This window comes from Stutzerimonas stutzeri (genome assembly GCF_000952685.1).
Classification (GTDB): domain Bacteria; phylum Pseudomonadota; class Gammaproteobacteria; order Pseudomonadales; family Pseudomonadaceae; genus Stutzerimonas; species Stutzerimonas stutzeri_E.
This window is the reverse complement of record NZ_JYHV01000029.1, coordinates 362,968-381,214: the sequence shown is the minus strand read 5'-3', so window position 1 is coordinate 381,214 and position 18,247 is coordinate 362,968. Positions and strand designations below refer to the sequence as shown.

Genomic DNA, 18,247 nt, shown 5'->3' with positions numbered 1-18,247 from the left:
GCGCCCGGGAGCGCGGCTGACGGGCGGCGATCAATCGATCGGCGCGCCCTTGTCGATCCAGGCACCGAGCAGGTCGCGCTCGTCCTGGGTCATGTTGGTCATGTTGCCCAGCGGCATGATCTGACTGGCCACGGCTTGCGCATGAATCTTCGCGGCCTGCTGGCGGATCTGCTCCGGCGTATCGAACATCACGCCTGCTGGCGCTGCGCTGAACAGCGGGCTGCTCGGCTGAGCGGCGTGGCAAACCGTGCAGCGCTCATCAATCACGCTGCGAACCTTGGCGAACTCGCTATTGCTGGCCTCTGGCTCTGCCGCGGTGCCGGTCTGTTGTGCGCTCCTGCTGGCCTGCTCCGGGGAGGTTGGAGCCAGGTTGGGTGCTGCCGGCTGACGGTTAGGTGCGGTGACGAACGCCAGGCAAATCATGCCGACTGCCGCAGCGGGCAGCGCCCAGGCGAAGCGGTTGCTGTCATGGCGCGTGTTGAAGTAATGGCGTACCAGGACCGCCAGTACCGAGATACCGCCCAGGATCAGCCAGTTGTACTGGCTGCCATAGGTGCTCGGGAAGTGGTTGCTGATCATGATGAACAGCACCGGCAGGGTGAAATAGTTGTTGTGGCGCGAACGCAACAGGCCTTTGGCTGGCAATACCGGATCGGGCGTGCGGTTCTGCTCGATCGCCGCGACCAGTGCGCGCTGCGCCGGCATGATGATGCGGAACACGTTGCCGACCATGATGGTGCCGATCAGCGCGCCGGTATGAATGTAGGCGGCGCGACCGCTGAACACCTGCGAATAGGCCCAGGCGGCGAAAATCACCAGGACGAACAGCACAAGACCCAGCAGCGCGGGCTTCTTGCCCAATGGCGAGTCGCAGAGCAGGTCATAGACGAACCAGCCAACGATCAGCGAGCCGAAGCCGATGGCGATTGCCATCGCTGGCGCCATGTCGCTGCCCGGCGCAATCAGATACAGCGAAGGGTTGAGGTAGTAGACCACCATCAGCAGGGCGACGCCTGACAGCCAGGTGGTGTAGGCCTCCCACTTGAACCAGTGCAGGTTGTCCGGCATCTGCGGCGGGGCCAGCTTGTATTTTTCCAGGTGGTAGATACCGCCACCGTGAATCGCCCAGAGATCACCCGAGAGGCCATCGCGGGGGTTGGCGCGGTTAAGGTTGTTTTCCAGCCAGACGAAGTAGAACGACGCACCGATCCAGGCGATGCCGACGATCATGTGAATCCAGCGAATAGTAAGGTTCAGCCATTCGGTCAGATGTGCTTCCACGATAATTACCTCTTGCACGGCTGGCGTACCAACCGCTGTTTCTTCTTATTCGACTCGTCGCAAGTGTCCCGCTTGTTCCGAAGCACGCATGCCGGTATCGGTTGTGTTTTCCAGCCGTTCCGGTAATGGCCCCTCGGTGATCAATTGATCGCTTGTTCGGAGTCCCGGTGGGGGTCGAGGAGAACCAGCTCGTCCTCGGTGAAAAAATGCTCGTCGCAGTTGTTGCCAGAACCGCTGCGATCGACCACCAGGAATTCATCCCGCTTTTCGATCGTCAGCACCGGGTGGTGCCAGACGCCGCGGTGGTAATTGACGCCCTGCCTGCCGTTGCTGCGGAAGGCGCGGACGTTACCCGGTACAGGTGCATCGCCAAGTGGCGCGACCACGACCAGAAAGGGGTTGCCGAGCAGCGGAATGAAAGCCTGGCTGCCCTGCGGATGTCGTTCGAGCATGCGAATGACCAGCGGCATGTCCAGCGCGTCGGCGGCGAAGATGCTGATGATGGCCTGATCGTCCGGCTGCGTGGTCTCAACCGTCGCCAGCTTGTGATAGCGGCGGGTGGAACCGTTATTGATCATGAAGTACTCGCTGCCTTCGGTTTCGATCACATCACCGAATGGGGCGAAGGCTTCCTTGGTCAACGGTTCGATCTTGAGTGTGCGCATGCTGTGCTCGTTATCTGTATTGCTGATTTGTAAGGTGAGCTTGGCGGCGTTCCGCTTCAGCCCACCGCAGCCGGCCTGAGCCGGCAATGAGCCCTAGGAGCGAGGGGACGTCAATCCTTGCTCGCTCCCAGGATTGCTCTTTACTTCACCGCCTTGCCGAACAACCGCAGACGGCTAACGCCACCGTCCGGGAAAATGTTCAGGCGCACGTGGGTGATCGGGCCGAGTTTGGCGATCTGCTCGCTGAACTCGTGCTCGGCGTGCATTTCCAGCTTCTGGCTCGGCAGCAGCTCGCGCCAGAACAGGCTCTGGGTTTCAATCTGGCTGTCGGTGCCGCCTTTGACGTAAGCCGCCTGGATGTTGCAGCTGTCCGGGTAGTTGCCCTTGAAGTGCAGGGTGTCGACGACGATGCGCTCGATCTCGCCGGGGGCGCCCAGCGCGACGATGACCCAGTCGTTGCCCGGCGTGCGACGGCGTGCGGTTTCCCAACCATCGCCCATATTGATGCCGCGGCCCGGGTTGAGGATGTTGCTCATGCGACCGAAATGCTCGTCGGAACAGGCCAGCGCGCGGCCGCCGTTGAGCGCCGACGCCAGGTCGAGCTGCTCGTTGTCGCCAACGCTGCTCCAGTCGCGGTACGGAATGCCATGCACGCGCAGACGGGCGACACCTCCGTCCGGGTAGATATTGAAGCGCAGGTGACTGACCGGCTTGTCGAACGCGATCTCATGGTAGTGATGGCTGTTGCCTTGCAGCTCTACCGCGGGAAGGATTTCAGTCCATACGGTGTTGTCGTCCGGGTCGCCTTCGGCGAGGAAGCAGGCTTCCAGTGAAGCGGACGGAGGGAAGTTGCCGGTGAAGAAGCTGGTGTCGATGTCGACGCCCTTGATCGAGCCGGGCACGCCGAGGCGAATGACCGCATGGTCATAGCCTTCGAAGCGCTTGCGGCGCGACTCCCAGCCGTCCATCCACTTGCCGTTGTCATCGAAAACGCCCTCCTTCCATACGGCCGGCGTCGGCTGGAACAGCCGGTTGACGTCGGCAAACCAATCGTCAGTGACGGAAATGGCTTTGGTGCCCAGACGGGCGTCAGCCAGGTTGACGTATTTTTCGAAAGGTACGGCGTAGCTCTTCATACGTTGTTCTTCTCTTCGTGTCGTCTGATGGGGCTCTTGCTTACATCGCCTGCAGACGGAACAGGGCGATTTTGTTGATTTCGGCCAGGGCGCGGGCGAACTCCTGGTCCTGCGAGTTGTGCATGCGCTCTTCGAAAGCCGCCAGGATCTGATGCCGGTTACTGCCCTTGACGGCCATGATGAAGATGAAGCCGAACTTGGCTTTATAGGCGTCGTTCAGCTCGGTAAAGCGGGTGAACTCTTCGGGCGTGCATTCATGAATCCCTGCACCGGCCTGCTCGGCGGTGCTTGAGGCGGTCAGCTCACCGCGCACGGCGGCCTTGCCGGCGAGGTCCGGATGAGCATTGATCAGCGCCAGCTGGGTGTCGTGAGGGGCCGACAGCATCGCCTGCGACATGCGGGTGTGCATCACCTCGACGAAATCCAGTGTCTCGTCCACGCCTGCCTGATAGACGGTGTCGGCGACCCAGGGGGAATGCTCGTAGACATCGGCGAAGGTGGCGATGAAGGCCTCGCGATCGAGGGTGGACGGCTTGATGGTTTTGAACGGAGTCATTGGCTGCGCTCCTGGGTGAAGGGGTGAGTCGAGTGCCAGTGGCGGGCGATGTCGACACGGCGGGCGAACCACACCTGCTCATGACCCTTGGCGTACTCGATGAAGCGCTGCAGCGCGGCCATACGTGCGGGGCGGCCAAGCAGACGGCAGTGCATGCCAATGGACAGCATCTTGGGCGCACCCTCGGTGCCTTCGGCGTAAAGCACGTCGAACGCGTCCTTCAGGTATTCGAAGAAGTCGTCACCCTTGTTGAAGCCCTGCACCTGGGTGAAACGCATGTCGTTGGTGTCCAGTGTGTAGGGAATAACCAGGTGCGGCTTGTCTGGCGTCGATTCCGGATCCCAATAGGGCAGGTCGTCGTCGTAGGTGTCGGAGTCGTAGAGGAAACCGCCTTCCTCACGTACCAGCCGGCGTGTGTTTGGTCCGGTACGGCCGGTGTACCAGCCCAGCGGACGCTCACCGGTGATGTCAGTGAGGATGCGGATGGCCTCGAGCATGTGCTCGCGCTCTTGCGCTTCGTCCATGTACTGATAGTCGATCCAGCGATAGCCGTGACTGCAGATTTCGTGGCCGTCGGCGACCATGGCTTTGATCACGTCCGGATGACGCTGCGCGGCCATGGCGACCGCGAAGATGGTCAGTGGTATGTCGTGCCGGCGAAACAGCTTCAACAAACGCCAGACACCGGCGCGGCTACCGTACTCGTAGAGCGATTCCATGCTCATGTTGCGCACACCCTGCAGCGGCTGGGCTGAAACCATCTCGGACAGGAAGGCTTCGGACTCCTTGTCGCCATGCAGTACGCAACGCTCGCCGCCCTCTTCGTAATTGAGTACGAAGGACAGGGCGATACGGGCGTTGCCCGGCCATTGCGGATGGGGTGGATTCTCGGCGTAGCCGATGAGGTCGCGAGGGTAGTCTGCGCTCACTGTTGTTATTCCTTATTTGATCCGCGGGTCGCGACTGTGAAGTGTCGGCGACCGTCATGGTCCAATTGTATACAAAAGGTTTTGCGCTTTGTAAATCACAATTCGCTGATTTCTCCCATCGGTTGATCCAACGGCTGGCTCGCGGTGCTCGCGCTTGAGCGTTAACCGCGTTCTTCTGTCGCACGAGCGAGAGATCTAGAGCAGAATTAGGGCCAGAATGAGATGTTGAAAATTGTGTACAGTTTTTGTGAAAACTGTCTTTAGTTTTCTCGCGTGCATGCTATGCTCGAATCCAGTCCACACCAATCACAAGAGGAGGCAGGCATCGGCAGCCAAGCTACGATGCCGGAATCTATGGGACGTTTAACTACTCATGTGCTGGATGCAGCTCACGGCTGCCCTGGCAGCGACATCCGTATCGAACTCTATCGTGTCGATGGCGAGCGCCTCGAACTGATCGCCACGCGCCAGACCAACGCCGATGGCCGTTGCGACTCGCCGCTGCTCGAGGGCGACGACTACCGCTCCGGTGTTTACCAGCTGCAGTTCTCTGCTGGGGACTATTACCGAGGTCGTGGCGTGCAGCTGCCTGAGCCGGCCTTTCTGGATGTGGTGGTGCTGCGTTTCGGCATCAGCGCCGAGCAGGATCATTACCATGTGCCGTTATTGATTTCGCCGTACAGCTACTCCACCTACCGCGGTAGCTGATGCCATCTGCCGCGCAGCGACGCGGCAGATACCTCTCCCATGCGTGAAACTTTGGCTCCCTGAGCCTACGACCCGCCCCTGATGGCGGGTTTTTTTTGACCCGGTAGTGAGGGGCTTTCGCGAGGGGGCGGGTTTTGCTTACGAAGCGCTTGGGTTTTGGATTCGCGAGCAAGGATTGGGCGTCCCCTGTGCGCCTACAAAAGCACTATCAACGTCACCGACTCATCAACGAAGCCGCTCCCGCGCCCCCAAACAGCGCCGCGCTGGTGCGGTTGAACCAGACCTGCCCCTTGCCAGTGCGCAGATAACGCGCCGCGCCATGAGCGCCAAGACCGTAAGCGAGCTTGCAGCACAGGTCCAGCACCGCCCAGGTGAAGATCATCACCAGCAGCTGCGGCACGAACGGTCGATCAGCACTGAGAAACTGCGGCAGAAAGGCCGCAAAAAACAGAATGTCTTTGGGATTGCTCGCGCCCAGACCAAAGGCGCGCCAGAACAATTGGCGGAAGCGGGGACTGACCTCGGAAGTCGCCACGCTGGGCCCGCTGGCGGGGCGGCGTGATTCCTGCCAGCTCTGCCAGGCGAGATAGAACAGGTAGAACGCACCCACGATCTTCAACAGGCTGAATACCTGCTCCGAGGCCAGCAGAAGCGCACCGAGCCCAAGAGCGGAGGCGCTGAGCAGGCATATCGATGCGCTGACACCGCCAACGAACGCCGGCCAGGAGCGACGCAGGCCGTAGTTGAGGCTGTTGCTGATCATCAGCAGCGACAGCGGGCCGGGGATCAGAATCACCACCAGCGCCGCGCTCGCGAATAACAACCAGGTTTCCAGACTCATCTCAGTGCTCCTCGGCAATGTTGCGTTTCAGGTGTTTCGTTCAGCTGTTTTTCGATGGTGATGTCGCGGGCCGTCGCGCTATGGATAGCCCAGGGCGCCCATGCTGGAAATACAACAGGCCCCACCGCAAAAAGCGATGGAGCCTGATCGTTCGCTCTCCTTAAAGGAAAGCGAACTTGGCGATGAAGATCACACACAGCACATAGAGGCTGATCGACACCTTGTCGCGCTGACCCGTCAGCAGCTTGAGCGTCGCGTAGGTCAGGAAGCCCAGCGCGATACCGTTGGCGATGGAGAAGGTCAGCGGCATCATGACTACGGTAACGATAGCCGGAATGGTGTCGGTATGGTCCTTCCAGTCGATATGCGCCAATCCGCTCATCATCAGCATGGCGACATAAATCAGCGCGCCCGCGGTCGCATACGCTGGGATCATGCCCGCCAGCGGCGCGAAGAACATGGCGACCAGGAACAGTGCGCCAACGGTGACAGCGGTCAGGCCGGTGCGACCACCAGCGGCGACACCCGAGGCGCTTTCGACATAGCTGGTCACCGGCGGGCAGCCGACGAAGGCGCCGACGACGCTGGAGGTACTATCGGCCTTCAGCGCACGTGACAGGTTCTGGATCTTGCCATCATCGTCCACCAGGTGCGCCCGGTGCGCGACGCCCATGAGCGTGCCGGCCGTGTCGAACATGTTCACGAAGAGGAACGCCAGGATCACGCTGACCATCGCTACATTCAGCGCGCCGGCGATGTCCATTGCCAGCCAGGTCGGTGCCAGGCTCGGCGGCATCGAGACGATACCGTTGTACTCCACGAGCCCCAGGCCCCAGCCGATGCCCGTGACGGCTAGCATACTGAGCAGGATCGCACCGAATACATTGCGATGACTCAGTACCGCGATCATCAGGAAGCAGATCGCGGCCAGCAGCGCGGTGGGTTCGCCGAACGAACCCATGGTCAGCAGCGTCGCGGGGCTGTCGACGACGATACCGGCGGTCTTCAGGCCGATCAGCCCTAAGAACAGCCCGACGCCAGCACCCATCGCGAAGCGCAGGCTCATCGGGATGCTGTTGAGCAGCCATTCGCGGATACGTGACAGGCTCATGATCATGAACAGCACACCAGAAATGAACACCGCGCCGAGTGCAATCTGCCAGCTGTAGCCCATCTCGCCGACCACTGTGTAGGTGAAGAACGCGTTGAGGCCCATGCCCGGCGCCAGACCCACCGGCCAGTTGGCATACAGGCCCATGAGGAAGCAGCCCAGCGCCGCACCGATACAGGTTGCGACGAACGCCGCGCCATGGTCGACGCCCGCATCGGCCATGATGTTCGGGTTGACGAAGATGATGTAGGCCATGGTGACGAACGTCGTCAGGCCGGCAAGCAGTTCGGTTTTGATGCTGGTGCGATGCGCGCTGAGCTTGAAGAATCGGTCGAGCCAGCCAAGATTCTTCGCTTGCAGCGCGAGGGTGTGCTGTTCCTGCTTTGTGGTTTCCACAAGGTGTTCCTCATCGTTCTTGTTGTCTATCACCCAGAGCGGTGCTCTCGAGGTCAGGTGATGGTGAGAGCTCTTTCTGTTCGGGTTTTTGACCGAAGAGTCAGGAAGGCTTGACGCGATTATGCTTTTGTATACAAGAAATGCAACAGGGATTTCTGAATGCTCGCTGATTCAGCGGCTCTCGACGCACAGAGCGAAAACTCCTTGCCAAATTATTGGGGTTGTCTAGCAGGGCATGAAGAAGAATCTGAAACAATTGATTGTGCACAATAAATATCGAATTTTTTCCGTATTTCGCCGCTGGCTACTGCCAGCCGGATGCCGAAAGGCAGTAAAGTTCGGTTCTGCCGACATTTCCGACGCGAGTCACCATGAACGAACAGTTGCAGCCTCTAAAAAAGCCGACACGAAGCGGCAAGGCCCGGACGGGGACACAGGACGACATCGTTTACGCCCATATTTTCGACGCCATTCTTGAGCAACGCCTAGCGCCAGGTACCAAGCTCAGCGAAGAGGCCCTGGGTGAGATCTTCGGCGTGAGCCGGACCATCATCCGTCGCGCATTGTCGCGGCTGGCCCATGAAGGCGTGGTGCTGTTGCGACCGAATCGGGGCGCTGTCGTCGCGAGTCCCAGTGTCGAAGAGGCGAGACAGATTTTTTTCGCCCGCCGAATGGTAGAACGCGCCATCACCGAACTGGCCGTTCAGCACGCCAGCAGCGAGCAACTGGCGGAGCTGCGCAAGATGGTGGCGGACGAGCAGGATTGCTTCGCTCGGGGTGATCGAGGCGCCGGCATCCGTCTGTCCGGCGAGTTTCATCTCAAGTTGGCCGAGGCGGCCAAGAATGCGCCGTTGGTGAGTTTCCAGCGCAGCCTGGTTTCCCAGACATCGCTGATCATTGCCCAGTACGAGAGCGGCAACCGCTCGCATTGTTCCTTCGATGAACACAACCAACTGATCGACGCCATCGCTGCGCGAGACAGCGACAAGGCCGTAAGCCTGATGATGCATCACATGGATCATATCGACAGCAAGCTCAACCTCGACGAAGACAGCGCTTCGGATGATCTGCACGCGGTCTTCTCGCACTTGGCATTGGCAAAGAAAAAACCTCGTACGGCCCGCTAGGCCATCACTGCTTTGGCTCGAGGCGGTTACGGTTTGGAGCTCTTAAGGGCGTTGCGAGCTGAGCGCCCCTGCATTTGCCGCCAAAAGTTGGTTCTGTACCGCTGCGTCTGTGAGGGCGCACTTGCCCTGATTTGACGTACCTCCTGCTTTGGCCCCCAGCCTCGGGGGAGGTTGCTTGGCGATTCCAGCGTTCCGTCGTGAGAGGGATGTGTCAGCGTCGATCGTTAACGGTTTATGTTCAGGTCGTAGCACGCCTAATTGGCGATACCTGCCAGTCATTCACGTCGTTCCAAGTGTTGCCCCTCCGATTGACCATTTCAAAGCACCATCTCGCCTGATCGCCTCGTTGCAAGCGTTCGGGTCAATGCGTATAATGTTATGTTATAACTAATAAATTCATGGCGCTCCAGTGCCTGACCACCCGCCGCCGGCTTCCGCTGCAACGCTGAAGCCGGTCCCGACTGCGGAGCGCCTGGACGGACCCCGAATCTGCGAGGTTACGATGATCGAATGCCATGCTTTGCAATGGGGCGCCGGTGGAACTGCGCTCACGCCGCCCCTCGACTTGAAGCTGCCAGCCGGGAGCCTGACGGCCGTTATCGGCGGCAACGGCTCGGGTAAAAGCAGCTTGCTCAAGGTAATCGCCGGGTTGGATCGACCACTGGCGGGGCGAATCGAGGTGGGCGTTCCGCTTCTGGGGGGCGTTTCCTATCTGCCGCAACAGCAGCAGGTGGATCGGCAATTTCCGATTCGTCTGGCCGAGCTAGTCAGTGCCGGTCTCTGGCGCAGCCGTATCGGTCGTAGCGAACAGCGGATGCGCTTGCGCCAGGCTTTGGCGGATTGGGGGTTGCTCGATCTGCAAACGCAAGGACTCCATGCCCTGTCCGGTGGCGAATTGCAGCGTGCCTTGCTGGCTCGTCTGAGCTTGACCGATGCGCAGCTGCTGCTGCTCGACGAACCCGAGGCGGCGCTGGACGAAGTAGGGGTACGGTTGCTCTGGCAGCACATCGAGCACTGGCAGCGGCAGGGACGGACGCTAATGTGGGTCAGCCACAACCTCGCCGGGCTGAGCCAGAAGCACTGCGAGGCGCTGATGATTGCCCGCGGTGGTTGCATCTTTGCGCCGATCGGGCAGTTCATCGCCGACCGGCAACGGTTCGGGCAGGTCGCGTGACGCCGGAAATATTGTGGGCGCCCTTCGGTGAGTTCGCGTTCATGCGTCGCGCTCTGATCGGTGGGGTGGCGCTGGCCTGCAGCGCCGGGCCCCTGGGAGTGTTTCTGATTCTGCGACGGATGAGCCTGATCGGTGATGCCATCGCGCACGGCATCCTGCCAGGTGCGGCGCTGGCGTTCTGGCTATTCGGCTTGAGCCTGCCGGCGCTGACGGCCGGTGGGCTGGTGGCTGGCCTTGGCATGGCCGGTGCCGCAGCCTGGGTCAGCCGGCGTACCGGGCTGCGCGAGGACGCCAGTCTCGCCGCGCTCTACCCCATTTCGCTGGCCGGCGGCGTGCTGCTGCTCGGGGTGGCGGGACGCAAGCTGGACCTGCTGCATCTCCTGTTCGGCTCGGCGTTGGCGGTCGATACCACAACCCTGTACGGCATGCTTGGCACCGCAGTGTTCAGCCTGGTGGTGCTTGCGCTGAGCTATCGCGCCCTGGCGCTGGACAGTTTCGATCCACTGTTCCTGCGCAGCATCAGTCGCTTCGGGCCGTTGGCGCATGCGGCCTTCCTGACGCTGGTGGTGCTCAACCTGGTGATTGGCTTTCAGGCCATCGGAGCGCTGATGGTGGTCGGGCTGATGATGCTGCCTGCCGCTGCGGCGCGCTTCTGGAGTCGACGTCTCATTGTTCTATTGCCGCTGGCCGCACTGTTCGGCGCGATCTGCGTGTGGCTGGGACTGCTGCTGTCCTTCTACGCAAGCCTGCCCAGCGGGCCGTGCATCGTGCTTTTGGCTGGCGCGTTCTACCTGTTCTCGGTGATGGCGGGGCCGGTCCAAGGCCTGCTGCGCTCGCCTTCTTTACCCATGACCGTCTGAGGTGTTCATCATGCGTTACCTGCTCATCGTGCTGGCCCTGTGGCTGCCTCTCTCACTGCACGCGGCCGAGCGGCTCAAGGTGGTCACCAGCTTCAGCATCCTTGAAGACCTGACCCGTGAAGTCGGCGGCGAGCGTATCGAACTGTCTAATCTGGTCGATGCCGACGCCGATGCCCACGTCTACGAGCCCAGCCCGGACGATGCCAAGGCACTGTTGCGTGCCGATCTTATCGTCGCCAACGGCCTGGGTTTCGAGCCTTGGCTGGAGCGCCTGCTGGCCAGCAGCGAACCGACTGGCAAGCGCATCGACGCCAGCGCCGGTGTCGTTCCGTTGATGCTTGAGGAAGAAGGCGAACGGGTGCCGGATCCGCACGCCTGGCAGAGCCTGAACAATGCCGAGATCTACGTGCGCAACATCACCAAGGCGCTCGTGCAGCTCGACCCCAGCCACCGGGAAGAATACGAAGCGCGTCGCGAGGACTATTTGAGCCGTCTGCATGCGTTGCTCAAGCGCGCCGATGCCCGCATCGCCCGCCTGCCGGCCAGCCAGCGCAAGGTGGTAACCAGCCATGATGCCTTCGGCTATTTGGGGCAAGCCTGGCAATTGAAATTCATCGCGCCACAGGGGCTGTCTACCCATGCCGAACCATCGGCCGCCGAGGTGGCGGCCTTGATTCGCCAGGTGCGCAGCGAAGGCGTACGGGCAGTGTTTGTGGAGAACATTCGCGATCCCCGGCTGATCGAGCAGATCGCCGACGAGGCCGGCGCCACCGTTGGCGGTACCCTGTATTCCGATGCGCTGGCCAGCGACGGACCGGCCAGTACCTACCTGGGTATGTTTGAACACAACCTCGACACGCTGATGGCAGCGCTCAAGCCGTAGGGTGGATCACGCCTTATCGATCCACGCGTTCGTCGAGCCCTGAGCGACCCGATGGTGGATGTAAAAAAGCGACATTCACCCTACGCACGGCTGTGACTCCGAGCCGGGTGGATCACGCTTTATCGATCCACGCGTCCGTCGAGCCTCTGAGCGACCCGATGGTGGATGTAAAAAGCGACATCCACCCTACGCACGGCTGTGGCTCCGAGCCGTAGGGTGGATCACGCTTTATCGATCCACGCGGCCACGCCTGTAGCTTGCGTCGCTGGCGAGACGGTCAATCAGCAAGTCCTGGTACCGCTGTTCACGATGTCTTTCGATGCACCGAAACCCCGGCGGCATAGGTTTCTTTCACCGCACGGTCATCACCCAGAATCATCAGCGCGAAGAGTTTTTCCTGCAGGGTTGTGGCCTGGCTCAGGCGGTACTCGATCAGCGGAGTCGCCTTGTAGTCGAGCACGACGAAGTCGGCATCCTTGCCCGGCTGCAGATTGCCGATCTTGTCATCCAGATACAGCGCGCGTGCGCCGCCGAGCGTGGCGAGGTATAGCGCCTTGAACGCATCGAGTTTCTGCCCTTGCAGCTGCAGCACCTTGTAGGCCTCATTGAGGCTTTGCAGTTGCGAGAAGCTGGTGCCGCCGCCGACATCCGTTCCCAGACCCACCCGCACGCCGTGGCCTTCCAGCTTGGCCAGGTCGAACAGGCCGCTGCCGAGGAACAGGTTGGATGTAGGGCAGAAGGCCACCGCCGAGCCGGTCTCACCGAGGCGTTTGCACTCGTCGTCGCACAGGTGGATGCCGTGGGCGAACACCGAGCGCGGGCCAATCAGGCCGTGGTGGTCGTAGACGTCCAGATAGCCCTTGCGCTCGGGGAACAGCTCCTTGACCCACTCGACCTCCTGCTTGTTCTCGGAGATGTGGGTGTGCATGTACAGGTCGGGGAATTCGGCGAACAGCTTGCCGGCCAGGGTGAGCTGCTCCGGCGTGCTGGTCGGGGCGAAACGCGGGGTGACGGCGTAATGCAGACGGCCCTTGCCGTGCCAGCGCTCGATCAGCTCGCGGCTGTCGGCGTAGCCGGACTCGGCCGTGTCGGTGAGGAAATCCGGCGCGTTGCGGTCCATCAGCACTTTGCCGGCGATCATGCGTAGGTTGAGCTTTTCCGCCGCTTCGAAGAAGGCGTCCACCGATTGCTTGTGTACTGTGCCGAACACCAGAGCCGTGGTGGTGCCGTTGCGCAGCAACTCGCCGAGGAACAGGTCGGCTTGCTCGCGGGCATGGGCCATGTCGCTAAAGCGGCCTTCATTGGGGAAGGTATAGGTTTCCAGCCAATCCAGCAGCTGTGTGCCGTAGGAGCCGATCACCCCAACCTGCGGGTAGTGGATGTGGGTATCGATGAAGCCGGGGGTGATCAGCGCGTCGGGGTACTCGACCACATCGGTGCCGGCTTTCAGGGTTGGAAGCAGGTCAGCAGCATTGCCGATCTGGACGACCTTTCCATCCTCTACAACCAGCAGGCCGTCTTCGAAATATTCATGGGATTGCTCGATGCCCACCTCGCGCGGGTCGGCAAGGCAGTGGAGCAGGGCGGCACGGTAGGCTTTTGATTGGGGCATGGTGAGTCTCGGAATCGTTGTATAGAGGTAAGACGTTTGTGTAGGAGGCCTGCTGTCGGCCTGGCCAGTCTATGGCCGGTTCGCCGCGTGACGGGCCTCCCAGAAAGAGAGCGAGGCGCGTGTTCAGCCCGTCTGAGAGCGGCGCGATGCAGGGACAAGCATGGGCACTGGCTTTTCACCGTCGACGGTCTTTTCACCGAAGTTGGCGTTGTAGGTGGCGATCACTTCACCGGCTATGGACACGGCAATTTCGATTGGCAGCTTGCCCTTCACCTCAGCGATGCCCATCGGGCAGCGCATGCGTTGCACCGTTTCCGGTTGGAAGCCGCGGTCGCGCAGACGGTGTTCGAACTTGGCGCGCTTGCTCTTCGAACCGATCAGCCCGTAATAGGTGAAATCGTTACGTTCAAGGATGGCTGCGGTCAGTTCGAGGTCGAGCTGGTGATTGTGGGTCATGACGATGAAGTAGCTGCCCGCAGGCATCTCTGCCACTTCATCGACCACCTCGTCGTTGACCACCTTTTCGACACCCGCCGGGATATGCACAGGGAACTCGCTTTCACGAGAATCGATCCAACGCACCTTGCACGGCAGGCTGGCGAGCAGGGGCACCAATGCGCGGCCGACGTGGCCGGCACCGAACACCGCAATATGCGCCTGCGGTTGGCCCATGGGCTCGAACAGCAGCACGGTAGCGCCGCCGCAGCACTGGCCGAGGCTCGCGCCCAGGGAAAAGCGTTCCAGCCGCGTATCACGCACCCGGTTTTCAAGCATCTCCCGCGCAATCGCCTGTGCCTTGTATTCCAGATGGCCGCCGCCGATGGTGTCGTACAGTCGATCGCGGCTCACCACCATCTTCGAACCGGCATTGCGCGGCGTCGAGCCACGCTCCTCGATGATGGTCACCAGCACGCAGGGTTCGCCTTTGTGTTGCAGTTCGGCGAGGGCGTCGATCCAGGCGGTATTGCTCATGTATATGTCCTTCGTAGTGCGGGTGGCCGCCCCGTGGAAGACCGAGAAACGTCTTCCACCGAAAACATCATGTTGCGTTGAAGGTGGACAAGCAAAGCGTTGTCCACCTTACGTCAGGCTGGCGTAGTTTCCGTTGCCTCGACCGCGACGGCCGTCCGCTTCAGCTTGCGCATCTGCTCAACACCCCAGAGCACCCGCTCGGGTGTCGCGGGCGCGTCGATCTTCGGCTGGGCCTTGTAGTCCGCCAGGCTCGCCACCGCATCCTTGATCGCGCACCAGACCGAAATCCCGAGCATGAACGGCGGCTCACCCACGGCCTTGGAGTGGAACACCGTGTCCTCCGGGTTCTTGCGGTTTTCCACCAGCTTGACCCGCAAGTCCAGCGGCATGTCCGCCACCGCCGGGATCTTGTAGCTGGCCGGGCCGTTGGTCATCAGCTTGCCCTTGTCATTCCACACCAGCTCTTCCATGGTCAGCCAGCCCATACCCTGGACGAAGCCGCCTTCCACCTGGCCGATGTCGATGGCCGGGTTCAGCGAAGCGCCGACGTCATGCAGGATGTCGCTGCGCAGCATCTTGTACTCGCCGGTCAGAGTGTCGACGATCACTTCCGAGCAGGCCGCGCCATAGGCGAAGTAGTAGAACGGCCGGCCGCGTGCCTGGCTGCGGTCGTAGTAGATCTTCGGCGTGCGGTAGAAGCCGGTGGACGACAGCGAAACCTGGCCGAAATAGGCCTGCTGGATCAGCTCGTCAAAGGAGACGTACTGGTCGCGAATGCGGACCTGGCCGTTCTTGAATTCCACGTCCTCTTCGGTGACCTGGTAATGCCGCGCGGCGAATTCGATCAGGCGTTGCTTGATGGTCTGCGCCGCGTTCTGCGCGGCCTTGCCGTTGAGGTCGGCGCCGGAGGAGGCCGCTGTCGGCGAGGTGTTGGGCACCTTGTCGGTGTTGGTCGCGGTGATCTGGATGCGGTCGATACCGACCTGGAACACCTCGGCCACCACCTGCGCGACCTTGGTGTTCAGGCCCTGACCCATCTCAGTGCCGCCGTGGTTCAGGTGGATGCTGCCGTCGGTGTAGACGTGCACCAGCGCGCCGGCCTGGTTGAGGAAGCTGGCGGTAAAGCTGATGCCGAACTTCACTGGGGTCAGCGACAGGCCCTTCTTGAGGATCGGGCTCTTGGCGTTGAACGCGCGGATCTCCTCGCGGCGCTTCGCATACTCGCTGCTGGCTTCGAGCTCGGCGGTCATCTCTTCGAGCATGTTGTGCTCGACGGTCTGGTAGTACGGCGTGACGTTGCGCTCGGTCTTGCCGTAGTAGTTGCGCTTGCGCACGTCCAGCGGGTCCTTGCCCAGCTGCCGCGCTACTGCGTCCATGATCTCCTCGATGGCAACCATGCCTTGCGGGCCGCCGAAGCCGCGGTAGGCAGTGTTCGAAGCCAGGTTGGTCTTGCAGCGATGGCCATTGATCGTAGCGTCGCCCAAGTAATAGGCGTTGTCGGAGTGGAACATGGCGCGGTCGACGATGGAGCCGGAAAGGTCCGGTGAGTAGCCGCAGTTACCGGCCAGGTCGATCTCGATACCGTGCAGCAGGCCGTCATCATCGAAGCCGACGTCATACTCGACGTAGAAGGGGTGCCGCTTGCCGGTCATGGTCATGTCTTCCATGCGTGGCAGGCGCATCTTGGTCGGGCGGCCGGTCAGGTGCGCAATCACGGCGCACATGCAGGCGGGACCTGCTGCCTGGGTTTCCTTGCCGCCGAAGCCGCCGCCCATGCGACGCATGTCGATGACGATCTTGTTCATCGAGACGCCGAGCACTTCAGCGACCAGCTTTTGCACCTCGGTAGGGTTCTGCGTAGAGGTGTAGACGATCATGCCGCCGTCCTCGGTCGGCATCACCGAGGAGACCTGGGTTTCCAGATAGAAATGTTCCTGGCCGCCGATATGCAGGCTGCCCTGCAGGCGGCGCGGCGCGGTGGCCAGTGCGCCGGCCGAATCCCCGCGCTTGTGAGTATGGCTGTCGAGCACGAAATGCTTCTTGCGCAGTGCGTCGACCACATCGATCACCGGCTCCAGATCTTCGTATTCGATGATCGCGGCCATGGCCGCCTTACGGGCGGTTTCCAGGCTGTCGGCGGCGACGGCGATCACCGGCTGGCCGACGTACTCGACCTTGCCATCGGCCAGCAACGGATCGCCGGGCATGACCGCGCCGATATCCAGCTGACCTGGTACGTCCTTCGATGTAATGGCGATGGCGACGCCCGGCACCTTGTAGCAGGGGCTGGTATCGATGCTGACGATCCGGGCATGGGCGCGGTCGCTCATGCGGGCATACACGTGCAGCTGGTTGGGAAATTCCAGGCGGTCATCGACATAGACCGCCTCGCCGGTGACGTGCTTGGGCGCGCTGTCGTGCTTGACGCTGCGGCCGACGCCGGTGACCAGGTCCTGCGTGAACAGGGCGGCCAGTTCCTCTTGAGATTTGGTTGGCTTATGCATAGCAAGTGACCCTCGTCTCGTACGCCGGCGCTTGTTGTTCGTGGAAGCATTTGCGCAGCAGGTTCTGTGCGACCAGCAGGCGGTATTCGCGGCTGGCACGGAAGTCGGTGAGCGGCGTGAAGTCTTTTTCCAGTGCTTCGCAGGCCTGTTCGATGGTGTCGGCATTGAACGGCGCGCCGATCAGGGCTCGTTCGCAGGCAACCGCGCGCTTCGGAATGGCTGCCATGCCGCCGAAGGCGACGCGGGCATCATCGATAACCCCATCTTCGAGCTTCAGGTCGAAGGCCGCACAGACGGCGGAGATATCATCGTCGAGGCGCTTGGACACCTTGTAGGCGCGGAATACCCGGTTCGCCTGCGCGCGCGGGACGATAATCTTCTCGATGAACTCGCCTTGTTCCCGGGCGGTGACCTTGTAGTCGATGAAGTAGTCCTGCAACAGCAGGGTCCGGCTGTTGCTGCCCTTGCGCAACACCACCTGAGCGCCCAGTGCGATCAAGAGTGGTGGTGAGTCGCCGATAGGCGAAGCGTTACCGATGTTGCCGCCAAGCGTGCCCTGGTTGCGGATCTGCAGCGAAGCGAAGCGGTGCAACAGTTCGCCAAAGTCCGGGTATTCGTTGGCCAACACTTCGTAGCAATCGGTGAGCGGCGTGGCTGCGCCGATCTCGATACCCGTGTCGGTGACCTCGATCTTCTTCATCTCCGCAATATGGCCGACGTAGATCATCACCGGCAGTTCACGGTGGAATTGGGTGACTTCCAGGGCGAGGTCCGTGCCGCCGGCCAGCAGGCGTGCGTCCGGGTTCGCGCCGTAGATCTCCGCCAAGTCGCCCACGGTCAACGGCGATAGGCAGCGCTTGTCGCCACTGTTCAGCTCGGCGGTTTCGCGTGGCTCGATGGCTTTCAGCTGGGCGATGGTTTCGGCTTCGCGCGCATCGAACTGATCCGGCTGCTGGCCGCAGCAGGCCTGCTCGGCGGCTTCCAGGATCGGACGGTAGCCTGTGCAACGGCAGAGGTTGCCGGCCAGCGCTTCGTGGGTGTCGGCCTTGTCGAAACCATCCGCTGATTTCTGCAGGGCGAACAGGCTCATGACGAAGCCTGGCGTGCAGAAGCCGCATTGCGAGCCGTGGCAATCAACCATGGCTTGCTGAACGCTGTGCAATTGGCCCTGATGTTTGAGGTCTTCCACGGTGATCAGCTGTTTGCCATGCAAGGCGGAGACGAAGGTCAGGCAGGAATTGAGCGTGCGGTAGCGCAGGCGATCACCGTCCAGCTCGCCGACCACGACGGTGCAGGCACCGCAGTCGCCGGAGGCGCAGCCTTCTTTGGTGCCTGATTTGCCACGATATTCGCGCAGGTATTCCAGCACGGTGGTATTCGGATCGAGTGTCTGCTCACGGCGCAGTTCTCGATTGAGAAGAAACTGGATCAAGGCGGGCCTCCGGGGAGTTTTTGTTCTGGGCTCTGGTGGGGAAATTAGCCTTATCTGACT

General features: G+C 61.4%; 16 protein-coding genes. 5 read left to right on the top strand and 11 right to left on the bottom strand.

Annotation, left to right across the window (positions count from 1 at the left end; translation table 11 throughout):
- Nucleotides 1-30: 30 nt before the first annotated feature.
- The 5 genes from UF78_RS16415 to puuE all read right to left on the bottom strand — a co-directional run bounded on the left by UF78_RS16415 (nt 31) and on the right by puuE (nt 4,567).
- Nucleotides 31-1,281, bottom strand: a complete 1,251-nt coding sequence (locus UF78_RS16415; protein WP_045163266.1) for a urate hydroxylase PuuD — start codon at nt 1,279-1,281, stop codon at nt 31-33.
- A gap of 140 nt (nt 1,282-1,421) precedes the next feature.
- Nucleotides 1,422-1,946, bottom strand: coding sequence for an ureidoglycolate lyase (locus UF78_RS16410; RefSeq protein WP_045163298.1), 525 nt, complete (start codon nt 1,944-1,946; stop codon nt 1,422-1,424).
- Between the two features lie 140 nt (nt 1,947-2,086).
- Nucleotides 2,087-3,082 carry an allantoicase gene (gene alc / locus UF78_RS16405; RefSeq protein WP_045163265.1) on the bottom strand — a complete coding sequence of 332 codons (996 nt, stop codon included), beginning with the start codon at nt 3,080-3,082 and terminating at the stop codon, nt 2,087-2,089.
- A gap of 40 nt (nt 3,083-3,122) precedes the next feature.
- The gene (gene uraD / locus UF78_RS16400) at nt 3,123-3,638 is read right to left on the bottom strand and encodes a 2-oxo-4-hydroxy-4-carboxy-5-ureidoimidazoline decarboxylase (RefSeq protein ID WP_045163264.1); all 516 of its coding nucleotides are present in this window, start codon (nt 3,636-3,638) and stop codon (nt 3,123-3,125) included.
- Nucleotides 3,635-4,567 carry an allantoinase PuuE gene (puuE, locus tag UF78_RS16395; protein ID WP_045163263.1) on the bottom strand — a complete coding sequence of 311 codons (933 nt, stop codon included), beginning with the start codon at nt 4,565-4,567 and terminating at the stop codon, nt 3,635-3,637. Before puuE ends, uraD begins: the two co-directional genes overlap by 4 nt.
- Before the next feature lie 354 nt (nt 4,568-4,921).
- Here puuE and uraH point away from each other — a divergent pair, with 354 nt between their 5' ends.
- A complete protein-coding gene (gene uraH / locus UF78_RS16390; protein ID WP_045163262.1) occupies nt 4,922-5,275 on the top strand; it encodes a hydroxyisourate hydrolase in 354 nt (117 codons plus the stop codon).
- A gap of 214 nt (nt 5,276-5,489) precedes the next feature.
- On the opposite strand, the gene UF78_RS16385 is transcribed toward uraH, so the two are convergent.
- Both UF78_RS16385 and UF78_RS16380 read right to left on the bottom strand, forming a co-directional pair.
- On the bottom strand, nt 5,490-6,116 hold the full coding sequence (locus UF78_RS16385) for a LysE family translocator (RefSeq protein ID WP_045163261.1): 627 nt from the start codon (nt 6,114-6,116) through the stop codon (nt 5,490-5,492).
- A 160-nt stretch (nt 6,117-6,276) separates the two neighbouring features.
- Nucleotides 6,277-7,623, bottom strand: coding sequence for an NCS2 family permease (locus tag UF78_RS16380; protein WP_045163260.1), 1,347 nt, complete (start codon nt 7,621-7,623; stop codon nt 6,277-6,279).
- A 371-nt stretch (nt 7,624-7,994) separates the two neighbouring features.
- Here UF78_RS16380 and UF78_RS16375 point away from each other — a divergent pair, with 371 nt between their 5' ends.
- The 4 genes from UF78_RS16375 (at nt 7,995) to UF78_RS16360 (ending at nt 11,667) form a co-directional block, all read left to right on the top strand.
- Nucleotides 7,995-8,750 (top strand): GntR family transcriptional regulator, encoded by a 756-nt coding sequence (locus tag UF78_RS16375; RefSeq protein WP_045163259.1) that lies wholly within the window; start codon nt 7,995-7,997, stop codon nt 8,748-8,750.
- Nucleotides 8,751-9,252: 502 nt separating this feature from the next.
- Entirely contained in the window at nt 9,253-9,924 is a 672-nt protein-coding gene (locus tag UF78_RS16370) for a metal ABC transporter ATP-binding protein (protein ID WP_045163258.1), read from the top strand.
- A gap of 41 nt (nt 9,925-9,965) precedes the next feature.
- A complete protein-coding gene (locus UF78_RS16365) occupies nt 9,966-10,784 on the top strand; it encodes a metal ABC transporter permease (protein ID WP_045163297.1) in 819 nt (272 codons plus the stop codon).
- Between the two features lie 10 nt (nt 10,785-10,794).
- Nucleotides 10,795-11,667, top strand: coding sequence for a metal ABC transporter substrate-binding protein (locus tag UF78_RS16360; RefSeq protein ID WP_045163296.1), 873 nt, complete (start codon nt 10,795-10,797; stop codon nt 11,665-11,667).
- Nucleotides 11,668-11,971: 304 nt separating this feature from the next.
- On the opposite strand, the gene guaD is transcribed toward UF78_RS16360, so the two are convergent.
- From guaD to xdhA, 4 genes are all read right to left on the bottom strand, one after another.
- Nucleotides 11,972-13,279: a guanine deaminase gene (gene guaD, locus UF78_RS16355; protein ID WP_045163257.1), complete on the bottom strand. Its 1,308-nt coding sequence runs from the start codon at nt 13,277-13,279 to the stop codon at nt 11,972-11,974.
- Nucleotides 13,280-13,402: 123 nt separating this feature from the next.
- A complete protein-coding gene (gene xdhC, locus UF78_RS16350; protein ID WP_045163256.1) occupies nt 13,403-14,251 on the bottom strand; it encodes a xanthine dehydrogenase accessory protein XdhC in 849 nt (282 codons plus the stop codon).
- A gap of 113 nt (nt 14,252-14,364) precedes the next feature.
- The gene (xdhB, locus tag UF78_RS16345) at nt 14,365-16,755 is read right to left on the bottom strand and encodes a xanthine dehydrogenase molybdopterin binding subunit (protein WP_045163255.1); all 2,391 of its coding nucleotides are present in this window, start codon (nt 16,753-16,755) and stop codon (nt 14,365-14,367) included.
- Entirely contained in the window at nt 16,748-18,187 is a 1,440-nt protein-coding gene (gene xdhA / locus UF78_RS16340) for a xanthine dehydrogenase small subunit (RefSeq protein WP_045163254.1), read from the bottom strand. Before xdhA ends, xdhB begins: the two co-directional genes overlap by 8 nt.
- Between the last annotated feature and the right edge of the window lie 60 nt (nt 18,188-18,247).

What these genes read in the sequence shown, in the direction of transcription:
- UF78_RS16410 (WP_045163298.1), bottom strand. Translation starts at nt 1,946, where the DNA reads ATGCGCACACTCAAGATCGAACCGTTGACCAAGGAAGCCTTCGCCCCA.
- alc (WP_045163265.1), bottom strand. Translation starts at nt 3,082, where the DNA reads ATGAAGAGCTACGCCGTACCTTTCGAAAAATACGTCAACCTGGCTGAC.
- uraD (WP_045163264.1), bottom strand. Translation starts at nt 3,638, where the DNA reads ATGACTCCGTTCAAAACCATCAAGCCGTCCACCCTCGATCGCGAGGCC.
- uraH (WP_045163262.1), top strand. Translation starts at nt 4,922, where the DNA reads ATGGGACGTTTAACTACTCATGTGCTGGATGCAGCTCACGGCTGCCCT.
- UF78_RS16385 (WP_045163261.1), bottom strand. Translation starts at nt 6,116, where the DNA reads ATGAGTCTGGAAACCTGGTTGTTATTCGCGAGCGCGGCGCTGGTGGTG.
- UF78_RS16375 (WP_045163259.1), top strand. Translation starts at nt 7,995, where the DNA reads ATGAACGAACAGTTGCAGCCTCTAAAAAAGCCGACACGAAGCGGCAAG.
- UF78_RS16370 (WP_045163258.1), top strand. Translation starts at nt 9,253, where the DNA reads ATGATCGAATGCCATGCTTTGCAATGGGGCGCCGGTGGAACTGCGCTC.
- UF78_RS16365 (WP_045163297.1), top strand. Translation starts at nt 9,966, where the DNA reads ATGCGTCGCGCTCTGATCGGTGGGGTGGCGCTGGCCTGCAGCGCCGGG.
- UF78_RS16360 (WP_045163296.1), top strand. Translation starts at nt 10,795, where the DNA reads ATGCGTTACCTGCTCATCGTGCTGGCCCTGTGGCTGCCTCTCTCACTG.
- guaD (WP_045163257.1), bottom strand. Translation starts at nt 13,279, where the DNA reads ATGCCCCAATCAAAAGCCTACCGTGCCGCCCTGCTCCACTGCCTTGCC.
- xdhC (WP_045163256.1), bottom strand. Translation starts at nt 14,251, where the DNA reads ATGAGCAATACCGCCTGGATCGACGCCCTCGCCGAACTGCAACACAAA.
- xdhB (WP_045163255.1), bottom strand. Translation starts at nt 16,755, where the DNA reads ATGCATAAGCCAACCAAATCTCAAGAGGAACTGGCCGCCCTGTTCACG.